Origin of the sequence: Neochlamydia sp. AcF84 (assembly GCF_011087585.1) — a bacterium.
In the GTDB taxonomy this organism is placed as follows: Bacteria; Chlamydiota; Chlamydiia; order Chlamydiales; family Parachlamydiaceae; genus Neochlamydia.
This window is the reverse complement of record NZ_VJOT01000078.1, coordinates 16,695-28,747: the sequence shown is the minus strand read 5'-3', so window position 1 is coordinate 28,747 and position 12,053 is coordinate 16,695. Positions and strand designations below refer to the sequence as shown.

The following is a 12,053-nucleotide window of genomic DNA, read 5'->3' as shown; positions in this document are numbered from 1 at the left end:
GGAGCTTTTTTTCCATAGCTTGCCTATATTTTTGTTGTTGCAAACTAATTTTATAGCTCTTATGTGTTAAAGAGCAATCTTATCGCATACACTTCTTAGCATTTACGCAACAACGCCATTTAATTATGAACCTATCTTATTAATTGATTTGTCTAAAAACTTTTTAAGCTAGAGGTAAAAAATGCTTGCCAATATTCTATCTTTTTTTTCCATCTAAATGCAATGCGCCGATATTTTCTTTGCAGCTAAGATATTGATCGTTTAGCTTGCCACATCATTCTTTTTAAATGAGATCTAACCCCCTTAGCGATTTTTTCCAGACTTTGCCATCTATCGCTCAAAGTAAAAGCTTCTCATTTTACAGCTTATCTCTTAAGTATTCTGCATTCTCTCCTTTTGCTTTAAATGCAGGAAAAAGTCCTTGTCGATTTTTATTGTCTCGAAACAATGCTGATCTCTCGATTGATTAGAGTTTTTATCATCTGATGTCCATCTCTATGAGCAGCAACCATTCTCAAAAATTATAAGCAAACTCTTTTTTTTCTTAATTAAGAGGAGCTGACTCCTTTTCTTTTATATCCATAAGATATATCTTGTCTTTCTTTTTTTCCTCGTTGAAAGAAACATCGGCTGTTAAGACATTGGCAATTTGACTTTCCGGCAAGATCGTCTTTATCAAGCAAGGCGCGCTGTATCCTATCGAGTGTACCATCATCTTGCCATCTACCTATTTTCCTCTCTCAGACCATGCCGATAATTTTTACTTCCTCTTCCAAGCTCTTCGGTAAGCATTGCTGTTTCTACAGTGTGCACAAGTGTTTTTGTTAAATCCCCTCTCATTTTCCTAGCATCATATCCCCCTTTTTTACAAAAGATAAAAGAAAAAATCTCAACCTCGCCGCCTTATTCATTCGGCGGGTTTTCATCCCTCAAAGGTGCTACGTGAGATTTAAGAGTTTCATTCGGATAAAAAAGCTGTGCTGTTATCAGCTTGCCACTCTCATAGTTTAACAGCGTTTTAACTATCCCAGTAGGATAATAAAATTCTTGCTTTCCCTCCCATACCCCCTCTTTAAACACCTGCCTGCTATAGAGTTGACCATTAGGATAAAAAAACTCGGCCACCCCTTCTTGCAGGCCTTTTTCAAAATAAGCGGAAGATAAAATTTGGCCTTGAGCATGAAAGGAGGAGTTTCCTTGAATTACTCCTTGGACTTTTGTTTGCTTACAGGTAATTTTCCCTGGCTTTGGAAAGGTAGTCGCAGGAAGCGCCGCATGCTCATGCATAGCCATCTTGATAAGCTCCAGGTTAACCTTAGCCACATCGCGTAAGAAGGCAAAACGTTTGATAAGTAAGTCTAGCTTCTCAAGCGCTTGTTGAACTTCTGAAATAGAGGCATGCTGGATACCTTGTAATTCTCGATTTAAAACGCGCGTATAAGCTTCATTAAAGATATGTAAGACATAGCGATAGCCTATTTCTTCTGCCAAATCGCTCTCATAAAGTGCAGCTTTTCCTGTCTGTTGAGGAAAGCAAACTTTTTGATCTTTTTCCGACCGTAATTTGATGACTCTGGTTTCTTCGATAAGAATTTCGAAATCCTCCACGCAACGCGTTAAGCTTTGTTGCAAATCTTGCATTAAGGAAGATATCTTTTCCTTTTTAACTTGCGGCATCGAGCTGTTAAAAATTTCGCTATGGATCATGCCCTTAAAATCGTAATTTTCTATCAAATACTTGTCGGCAACCTCTTGGAGAGTTTCATTGGGTACACCAGGAAATCCTAACCCCCCTTCTGTGGCATTGATTACCTTGATATCCGGATGAGCTTTAGCAAAATCACCTATCCATTCAGCTTCTGCTATCCATTTCCATAAAGTATAAATAGGCTTTCCATAGATATCTGTTTTAAGCAGTGCCACTTGATCGATATTCTGCGTTGTTGTAATGTCGGCCGCCTCGACACGATTATCTTCTATGACGCCTGAAGCATAAGCCTTCATATCGGTATAGGCTAAATCCATGCCTACAAAAATAATGGGATTACATCCTAAAGCATGCGCAATCTCTAAGCAAAAGTTAACGACATTATGCCCTTCCTCAATAGGTGTACCTTTAATTCCCAAACCTTCTTCAAAAAAAGAAGAAATATCATATCCACCACTTCCTGTAACATAAAGGCGTGGACCATGAATAGTATTAAAGGCCTTATGTAACAGGCGATTGCGATAAAAAAAGGGCGTTTCAAAAGAACTGTTAGTACTTAACCGGTCATATTGAGGGGCATTGGGATCTATACCTGCCCCAAAATGGGGTTGGATATCGCTTTTATTCAAAGCGTTTAGCGCCGACCCTCCCGCAAAAACTAAAGCCTTATTTAAAAGCTTACCTAGCAGAGAAAGATTTTTTTCTAAAGAAGGGCCTGCCCCGCAAATGATAGCAGGGATGTTATGAAATTTCCCAAAAAGCTCATCAGCTAAATAAGCACCTTCTAAAGAAAGAATATTAGGATAAAAATTTTTAAAAAAACCTACCCCATATTCAAGGTATTCTGTAAGCAGGCTATTTTTAAGGGATGCTTCATAAGCAAGCGTATGCTTTAAATGGGCATATTGTTCTGCTTTCAGATCCTGATATAATTTTAAACCTGATACCGTAAGGGTTGTTAAAAAAAAATTCCAGTAAAGATGATGGAACAGTTCTTTGCTATTTTCTAAATCCTCAAAAAAATGCAGCTGCACTTGAGGATCATGAACTAGCTGAAAGCCTAGATGAGTTTCAAAGAGGCGATGAATGACCGCTAGGTTATCTTCTAGGAAAACAAGGCGGCGTGAAGGATCTTCTTGAAGCCAGCTTTGAGCAGCTTGATAGTAATAACCTAAGCCTACGCCATAGACATATATTAAGGGCACCTCAGCTAGCTTGGTCATTTTGAACCACTCTTTTGCTTCATCAAGGGCTCCTTTTTGACAATGAAAGAAGTAAGTTTCTTCTCCATGTTGAAATTTTAAATTTTGTTCTTCCTGCTGAGTTATACAAAATGCCACGTCCTTACAATCTATGTAGGGCAGCAAAAGTGCTTTTTGGGGATTAGTAGAAGACCATCTTTCGCAATTTTTATGGAAGAGATCGATGCTATTTTTCATAAAGAATAGGGTGGGTAAAAAAGATAAAAATATAAAGCTTGGCCTTCATCAAAATAGCCCGGGGATCTATGAGGGTTGCCTTAAAATTAAAAAAGCTCTTCCCTTAACCTTTTAAATAAAAATTAAAGTAGGCTTTCATTTAAGCTCTAGATTTTATTTCGTTATGTTTTTAGTTAGGAAAAAGTTCTACTTCTTTCTGTAAGTTAAGCTTCTCAAATAAACCTTTAAGACTCGCTTGTGTTTCACAAGTCAATTCAGACAAATTTTTTGTTAAGCCTTCTAATTGAGCTTTAACTAGCCTCTCTGCTTCAGGAGTTTTCCACACAGCTTCTTTAGGGGTTTTGCCTTCTGTCCCTGAAATTTTTAACATTTCATGGCTGTATTTATTAAGCTTATCCATTTCTTTTTGTAATTCTAACAAATCATCCTCAATGCTGGTAGATTTATCCTCTCTTTTTACTTCCACAATAGTGGGAGCAATATTTACAAGAGCCTGATAGATATTGTGGAGAGAAGTAGTTAAAGCTGTAGAATGATTAGTCATTAAATCAAAATAATCTTTCCCTTGGGTGGCATCTTCTAAATGAGGTGCACCATCTTCATTCCATTTTTTTATTTCAAGCTTGTCCGAGTCATTAGCATAGATAATTTCCTTGCTGAGGTTGCCATTAGAATACCATTCCCGGGCCGTTCCTATAGGCAAATCATTCTCATAATGAGCTTCTATTAATAGCATGGCGTCTTCATTCCACATCCTTTCCACACCATCTTTTTTTCCTTTTTTGAAATGCATTTGGCGTTTAATTCTACCGCTTGCATAGTACAAAAGAACCTCGCCATTCATTAAACCGTCTTGATAAGGGAGAATAGTTTTAGGGAGACCATTTGAAAAATAGTATTCTTGGCGGCCATGTAAAACACCTTTCCTATAACGCTTGATAGCATACAGCTCGCCTGTAAGGTAATAAAAGAAACCTTTACCTTCTAAAAGACCCTCCACATACCAGTTTTGAGCAAGGAGTTGGCCATTTTCAGCGTAGTAGGTCGCTGGACCATAAAGTTTGCCTTCATGTAAAAAGTGCTGGGTTTTTAAAGCTCCATTAGCATACAGCTGCTGTTCAGCTTGACCTTCGCATTTTTTCTTAAGATTTAAATGAAGCTCAGGGTCGATGATTTCCAAATAACTATCTACAAAAGAGTAATGCTCTTGTTCACTCAAATGGGTACGTTCAATCTGTAACTTTTCTTTAAGAGCGAGAGTTTTTTTGGAAGGCGTCACTTCTGGATTATTGCTTTCTTTAACTACCTTGGTAAGAAGAGAGCTAATAATATTTATATTATTTCTTGCCACCGAGGAAAGGAAAGAATATAAGCTTATCTCAAAAACAATTTTTTTCAAGAAAATTTCTTTCTCTGAATAAAGCTGAGAATCGTATTCTAAATAAACAAGCCGGGGAAAGAAAATCTCTAAAAACCTTTCCTTATAATCAGTTAAGATATATTTAAAAGCATCCAAGGCTTCAAGCTTGGCTAAGTTCTCTTCGATGGCCGGATTTTTGAGATGAGCGGGCACCTCTTGCCCAACCTCTACGCTTTGGTGAATTTTACTATTTTCAAGAGCGATAATACTACAATAGGTTTCACAATCGAGTAGGCTACGTGCAAATATCTCAAGGCTTTCTAATACTTTATAGGTAGTTAAGCCTTGAGGAACCCCACTGTTTTGAATTTCTCCATGCACCAACGAAGAAAAATCGTAATTTTTCTTTAAATAGATGGAGGCCGCCTCTGCAAGGGTCATATTGGGAACACGGGTAAAACCAATCCCCCCTTCGGTACAATTCAATAAAGTGATCTCAGGATATTGGCTGGCAAAATGAGAAAACCACAGGGATTCATTGATCCATTTCCAAAGGGTATGAACAGGCTGACCATAAATGTCATCTTTTACAAGGAGCTCTTCATGAGAATATTTGGTTAAAAAAGCATCTTTAGGGTCTTGGATGGCATGACGTACCAGACCGGGAGCATAGGAGCTATTATTCGAATAAGCTAAATCTACGCCTACTATAATGATAGGATTGCATCCTAATTCTCTAGCGATCGATAAATTAAAATTAATTACATTATGACCTTCTTCTATAGGCACCACTTCAGGCAGGCCTAATTGATTTTCAAACCATGCAGGTAGGCGATAGCCTCCAGCTCCGGCTACTAATAACCGCTCTCCATGCACCATTTTCAATGCAGGATTGTACATGCGCTGCCTATAAAAGAAAGGAACCTCAAAAGCCGTATTAGATATTAATCGATTATAATGGGAAGGATTGGGATCTATTCCTAGGCCAAAATGGGGAGTTATTCCTGCTCCATTTAAGACGTTCATAGCTGTCCCACCTGCCATTATTAATGCTTTATCTTTTAGCTCTTTAAGAAGATGGATATTCTTAGCTAATGAAGGTCCCGCTCCACAAATAATAGCAGGGACACCTTTGAATTGATCTAGCATTTTTGATTCAATTTTAGAGGAAGGAATCTCCATTAAATTTTGATAGTAGTTATGAATAAAGCCTTTCTCACCAGCTAAATTCATAAATTCAGCGCTTATGCCTATGCGCATATCATGAAAAAAAGAAAGGCGTGCTTGAAATTCCACCGTATGGAGAGTATCGTTCTTTTGATAAAATTTAAGTGCCGAAGCTTTAAAAGAAGCCAAAGAAAAAAGAGAAGTTACAAAGCCAAAGGAAAAATAAGATGTTTCCCATGAAAAATGAAAGAGTTTAGCTTGGGTATCATTTAAGAAAGCCGTAGCTCGCTCGGTTTGAAGAAAAAATTTTATTACTTCCAAGTTATTTTCTAGGAAAACTACATAGCGCTTAGGGTCTTCTTTTAACCAATTTTTAATCACCTCATAGTAATACCCCAGCCCGATCCCATAAATATACACCACTAAAGTATCTTTTAAATCTAAAGATAAAAACCATTGTTGTGCCTCCCTTTGGGGAGAAAGAGGAGAATGTAAATAGGCAGGCTCATCTTCGGAAATTTTCTGCAAATTCCATTCACCATCTTCGTTAGCGATAAGAGCAATCTCTTGGCACTCTAGAACTTTAATTTTTTCTGCTGCATCTTGATTAAGAACAGACCATCTCTGCAAATTATGGGTAAAACGTTCATCGTTTATCATTATTATCTACTTTCATTTATATAGTGTGTTAATTAGGAATGTTACAGAGGAATCCAGCCTTTTTTGCCCCCTACATGATTGAACTTTTCTTTCCTTTTGTCTCCCAGTTGCTTATTTTTTCTTTCTTCTTTTTGCTTTTCTGTCGCCGCTTTAAGTACATTTCTACAGCCTTCAAGTTGGCTCTTAAGATACTGAGTTTTCTCTAGAAAGTTTTGAAGATCGGGCGGAAGGTGATTTTTTGATTCTAAAATGGTTTTTCTTAGCTCTTCTTGAGAGATTCCCATGCGCGCGGTCTCAATGTCAGTCATATGAGAAATTTCCTGAATCTGCCTAGACAAGCGCTGAATGGCTTCTTTGATTTCAGGGCGTGAATCAATCTCTTTATGCTGGTTAGATAATATATGCTGATATAAAAAGGTAACCTGATTAAGAATCTGCTCAAGAAAGGAAATTGTTTTCATAATAGCCATCAAAATTAAGTTGTTTTAAGTTCCAAACTCAACCTATCACTGTTAAAAATTATTTTAAAGCATTTTAACTTAAGCTCTCATCTTTAAGAGCTTAAATTTATTCAAACTTGCTTTTTGAAGAATCGTAAGGATTTTCTAAATCTTCCCCATCAAAATCAGGTATTTCTTCATTAGTCCCTATACTCCAGCCAGGATGAAGGATCCCTACTGCTAAACGAGTGATACAAACCGTGTATAAGAGAGGATGCGACCCTACCAAATAAGGCATATTTTGCCGCACTTTACTTTTGATTCTCCTACGGGCAGCGGTATCAGAAGCCCCTACATGCTTTGAAAAAATTCTTTGTAGCTCGTGTAGCAGCTACGGCTTCTACCTTAAAAACGAGGAATATAAAATGTATAGGACATGACTACACATTTAATGCGTCCTTTTAATGACCAAAATTGTCGTTCCAATTGATCCTCGGTATAAATGGGAGCTTACCAATATTTTTGATTTGTAAAACGGGATGGATAAGGGCTGGATCTTTGCCCATCTCTAATCCCCATGCTTTAATTTTTCCCAGCATAGCTAGACATCATCTAAAACCTTGATTTATTTAGAATAGTACCATTTTTATATTTTTTCAAAGTTATAAATTTAAAAATTTACTTAGTATCGAAATATATAGAGATAAAAAAAATAGCCAGCAAGAAAAAAATTTTAGAAGAGTATTCCAATATTATCTTATGATCGCTATAAAGCATAATAAACTCCACCCAGGTAAATTTTATGCGTAGCTATTATGCACATCTTGCCAATGCAAGTCCACACTCTGCCTTAAAAAATTTTCCCACCTGCATTTATCGTTCCTCTGCCATCTTTCCTGTAATCTCTTTACCCGGCATCTCAACAAGATTGCTGTTTATGGGATATTGGATGTTAAAAAGCCATGTGCAGGAGATTGCTGCGCAGCTTTCCCTTCGTTCTGGCGAAGGAAAGCTGCTTTATCGAACCTCTTTGCCTATTCGAGAAGCTAAAACCTACCGTATCGAACTTATCGATCAGCTTATAGCCGCAGGTCTGCCCCTCGATCATCCTTTCATTGGTAGTCTAGAGATAGAATTTTTTTCTACGCGTCATTTAGTTTTTCCCTATCCCGCCGTTGCTATTAATTACTATGGTCCTGCGTTTAGTACTGTCGTTCATTCGGCTCAGCGCATCTACAATAATTTTGAGGATATGTATAACAATTCTCACTCCCATGTTCCTGAAGCAGGCTTTAATATTTATGTAGATGAAGATCATGAGCCCTTTATTAGTATCATTAACGGTCCTCAAGCTCTTCACCAGGCTCCCCTTCTTATGGAGTTTTATAATAGCAAAAATGAAAAGCTTACCCACGAAATTACTTATCCGACCTTACAAGCTTACCAGACCTGTCTTATCTATCCAGGTAGAGAGATTGAACTTCAAAAATTTTTAAATGGCCAACCTGGGACTGCTAAAATTACATGTGAAGTTAATTGGATATTCCCTCGCCTGCTAGTAGGAAACATACAACACTCTTTGCCCGCTATGACAATTACTCATACCTATTATGATTGCTCTAAGTCTATGGCGGAACACGATTACTGGCGCCCTGCAGAGCCGCAGTGGTTTCCCGCCACTCTCATGATCCCTTTGACTTTACAAAGAAATTTATTTACAACAGTATATTTTTATCCTATCTACCCCCCTAATACCTTAATTATTGATCTTGAAATCTACAATCAGGAAGGAAAACTTTTAGGAAAAAAAGGACAATGCTTAGCTTTGCATTCCCAACAAAGCGGTTATCAATCCTTAGCGTTCAAAGATATTTGCAAAAAATTAGCTCTGGATACTGAACAAAATCTCGCAGCACGCTTAATCGCACGCACAGAAGAGGGGACTCGTATTCCTGCTCGTATTAAGCTAGGGTTAGATTTAGGAGTAGAAGGTCAGCAGATGCCTTGTAATATCTGTACAAACCTCCAACCTTTTAATCCTGCCCTGGAGAACAAACCGACTTCATTCCGCTGGGCCCCTATTCTTGCAGATAGGGAAAAATCTACTGTGTGGCTCCTCAACTCATCTTCTCATATAGAATACACCCGTTCAGCCGAAATAGACTTAACCTTCTTTCGCGAAAAAGATACTGAGAGGCTCAAGCGTACAGTAATTTTGCCCCCCCACGGCTTTCAAATCCTTTATGCCAAGGAAGATAAAGAGCTCTGCCAGTTCTTAGAAAATACTATCGGCTGGTTTACAGCTGTGAGCCCAAATCCCTACATAAGCACCTACTACTTTACAGAAGCTTCTTTGGGAGTAGTAGGTGGAGACCATGGATTTTAATAAAAAGTTTTTCTAGCAGAGGAAAATGGGCTTTTTTTCCAAGAGGAGGTAAAGCCTATTTTTCTAGCTCTGCTAATTACCTTCTTACTTAGGTAACCATACCTTTTATTCACCTTAGTAGAGTTATGAGCAGGGAGTAGGGGATTCATTTGCTCTCCATGCCTGGCAGGATTTCTTGTATTCTTTTTCTCTAATCGGGACAATTTTTTTCTTATGTGCGGAGAAGGTTTTTTATTTCTAGCCTTACTAATTACATTTTTGGCTAAATAAGCATGCTTTTTATCAATTTTGGCATGTAAATGGGGATTGAGTAGAGGGCTGATCTGCTCGCCGCGAGCGCCCGAATTTTTTTCCGTGTTGTTTTGGCTTACTGAATACTGATGAATAAGAGGTGAAATGAACTTATCAATATACTCTTGATCATCTGATCCGAAAGGAACTCGCCCAAAAATAGCCTGAAAAGCTTTATTTTCTTGGATTTTATCATCTACCCTGCCAGTACGGTCTTCTGCACTCTTGCAAAAAAACTCTACACAATTAGACATCATCGCATGAATTTCTAAGTAATTAACTTGGAAATCAAGCACTGCATTTGCTTCTTTATTTTTTTGGCGGTAAAACACGTCGATAGCTAGCTCAAATTTAAGGGTTAAATCGTTGAGATGATGAAGTTGTTGTACTTTTGTCAAATCGGAAGGTAGCTGATCAATTTCTCTTTTTAACTCGGATCTAAGCTGTTTAAAAAGCTCTTTTATTTCCGAGCTCTTTTGTATATAAACTTCAGCTTTAAGTCTTAAATAATCTTTATAGTGATTGTAAACCTCTTTCTCATGCTGTTCAATTTTGTCTTTTAAGCGAATAATTTCCTGTTTAAGGTCAGCTTTTTGGGGATGGGAAAGATATTCTTCCATCAATTTATCCAATGAAGCATAAAGAGAAATAATACTTCTGGCTTTTTCATTTTGAAGCGTCTGCATGTCCCGTTTTGCTTGACGTAAGGAAGGCGCCCTTTTCATCGATTCAATTTCTTTTAAAGTTGCCACCGCAGAAGGGGGAAGAACCGATTGTTTTTGGATGAAATCAAACACTTCTTGTTCAAACTCTATAAAGCCTTTAGCATTGTAAGAAGCTAAAGATTCAGCATCTTTTAAATGCTTTCCCATAGAGGTTGAGTTTACAGCCAATTCATTAGCCCCTAAGTTCATAAAAGAAATATCAGGCATAATCCAAATATCTTTTCCTTCTATTCTAACTTTAAGAAGCCGTTGATTGTATATTTTTAAAGCTAAAGCGGATTCTTCTAGTTGAGTGGTTTCACTTTCTCCCGACCATTTTCCTGCAATCCCCTTTTTACGATTACGGATCTTATCTATCTTTTTAGGGGATAAGAGCATCATCGTGCGTAGAGGAAGGACAAGAGGCTGATCCCGAGTAGTAACTAAAGAAGGATCAGCCTTAATTCTTAAAGCGGCTAAATCAATTAAATTTTGTTTGCAATTTCGGCAACCGATAGCTTGCCTTTGCAAAGTATCTTTAATGGCGATTGGCGGATAGCTAGAATGGCGAATAGCTTCAAAAAGTGTTTCTAAGAAATACTCTTCCTCCCTGTCATGAATTTCTCCAAAAGAAGTAGTCACATAGTTAGCTAAACCTTCACGATCTCTAATCGTGCTTGGCAACATCGCTCTTGCTATACGTTCACCTTTCGCATCAACGATGGAAGAAGGCTTTTGCATATTAAAAAATTGTTGATTTGAATCACCTAGGAAGTAGGTGTTGATAATGGTAGGCCTTCCTACTGCCACAATAAATTCTTTTTCTGCTTGAGCTAACTTGTCAATGGTAAACTCCTCTATCTTTAATTCCGCTACTTGATTGAGCTGATTAAGGGTAAATTGTATATCTTTGGCTAGCTGAGCGAGCAGCTCTTGGGCAATCCCATGCACCTGCATATAATGATCTTCGCCAACTTTCTTATCAGGATGCTGAATATATTGGGGATCTATCTGAAATTTCTCCGAACGTATTTCCTGCATAAATTTTTTTTGAAGGTAGTCAAGAGTTTCTAACATCTTCCCTTGGGCTTTCTGGCCCTCTAGACTATCTCCTACTGCTAAATTTTTCACATGCCATTTAGCCGCATCTATTAACAGCCGTTGCCTTTCTATAAACCCTTCAGTCTTAGGACCATGGTAAGCCTGAGGAGCATATTCATTAACCTCATAGGCTTGCCCCTCTCTGATTATTTTCCATACAGTAATCCCATAATTTTCATAGGAATTAATCTCAAATTTAATTCCCTCTAGCTCTCCTTTCTGGATTTTTATGCCATGCTCCTTTGTCTGCGCATCGATAAGGGCAGGCTCTTCAGCTTGCAGCTTTTCTTTAAGACCTTTAATGATATTTAAAATTAAAGCCGCCTCTGTTGCTGAAGAATCTTCTTCATATTTCTCTTTAATTTTTATATCTCGACTGCTCTTGGATAGCTTGCTTACTGCTGGGGAAGCCATGATTTCCTTTTCATCTTTATCCCCTGCGGCTTTGTTCAAGATTTTGCTAGATACGTTCTTTATTTTATCGGAGGGAAGTTCTTTAATGATTTTATAATGATGGCGGTAATCATGAATCGCTTTGCCTATGAGCATTATTAGAGGAATAATAACAGTAAAATAAGAAATTATTTTAGCAGTGTTTTTAAGCAGTTCTTTCATATTTACATGGCTTACTCCCCATGAATAGCCACTTTCTTGGCTTTCCAATTTTTTAAATCGATGTCCTCCTTCTTTTTTTGAAACATTTTTTAAATGAAAATAAGAATCGAAAACATTTTTATTAGCATGATCAGTCGCATCAGAAAATTGAGTTTTGTCTATTGCCATAGTTAACTCCTTAA

The 12,053-nt window shown here is 37.7% G+C and carries 6 protein-coding genes; 1 reads left to right on the top strand and 5 read right to left on the bottom strand.

What is annotated here, in order from left to right; genetic code table 11:
• Positions 1–903 precede the first annotated feature (903 nt).
• From NEOC84_RS09310 to NEOC84_RS09295, 4 genes are all read right to left on the bottom strand, one after another.
• Positions 904–3,048, bottom strand: a complete 2,145-nt coding sequence (locus tag NEOC84_RS09310; RefSeq protein WP_347566669.1) for a 6-hydroxymethylpterin diphosphokinase MptE-like protein — start codon at positions 3,046–3,048, stop codon at positions 904–906.
• Between the two features lie 268 nt (positions 3,049–3,316).
• Positions 3,317–6,334, bottom strand: a complete 3,018-nt coding sequence (locus NEOC84_RS09305; protein WP_166158520.1) for a 6-hydroxymethylpterin diphosphokinase MptE-like protein — start codon at positions 6,332–6,334, stop codon at positions 3,317–3,319.
• A gap of 41 nt (positions 6,335–6,375) precedes the next feature.
• Entirely contained in the window at positions 6,376–6,795 is a 420-nt protein-coding gene (locus NEOC84_RS09300) for a hypothetical protein (protein ID WP_166158517.1), read from the bottom strand.
• Positions 6,796–6,901: 106 nt separating this feature from the next.
• A complete protein-coding gene (locus NEOC84_RS09295; RefSeq protein ID WP_166158514.1) occupies positions 6,902–7,072 on the bottom strand; it encodes a hypothetical protein in 171 nt (56 codons plus the stop codon).
• Between the two features lie 504 nt (positions 7,073–7,576).
• Between NEOC84_RS09295 and NEOC84_RS09290 the strand changes: the two genes are divergently transcribed.
• Complete coding sequence (locus NEOC84_RS09290; protein ID WP_166158511.1) at positions 7,577–9,160, top strand: hypothetical protein; 1,584 nt, start codon at positions 7,577–7,579, stop codon at positions 9,158–9,160.
• Here NEOC84_RS09290 and NEOC84_RS09285 read toward each other — a convergent pair.
• Entirely contained in the window at positions 9,157–12,039 is a 2,883-nt protein-coding gene (locus tag NEOC84_RS09285) for a hypothetical protein (RefSeq protein ID WP_166158508.1), read from the bottom strand. The genes NEOC84_RS09290 and NEOC84_RS09285 overlap by 4 nt on opposite strands.
• Positions 12,040–12,053: the final 14 nt, after the last annotated feature.

What these genes read in the sequence shown, in the direction of transcription:
- NEOC84_RS09305 (WP_166158520.1), bottom strand. Translation starts at nt 6,334, where the DNA reads ATGATAAACGATGAACGTTTTACCCATAATTTGCAGAGATGGTCTGTT.
- NEOC84_RS09300 (WP_166158517.1), bottom strand. Translation starts at nt 6,795, where the DNA reads ATGAAAACAATTTCCTTTCTTGAGCAGATTCTTAATCAGGTTACCTTT.
- NEOC84_RS09295 (WP_166158514.1), bottom strand. Translation starts at nt 7,072, where the DNA reads ATGCCTTATTTGGTAGGGTCGCATCCTCTCTTATACACGGTTTGTATC.
- NEOC84_RS09290 (WP_166158511.1), top strand. Translation starts at nt 7,577, where the DNA reads ATGCGTAGCTATTATGCACATCTTGCCAATGCAAGTCCACACTCTGCC.
- NEOC84_RS09285 (WP_166158508.1), bottom strand. Translation starts at nt 12,039, where the DNA reads ATGGCAATAGACAAAACTCAATTTTCTGATGCGACTGATCATGCTAAT.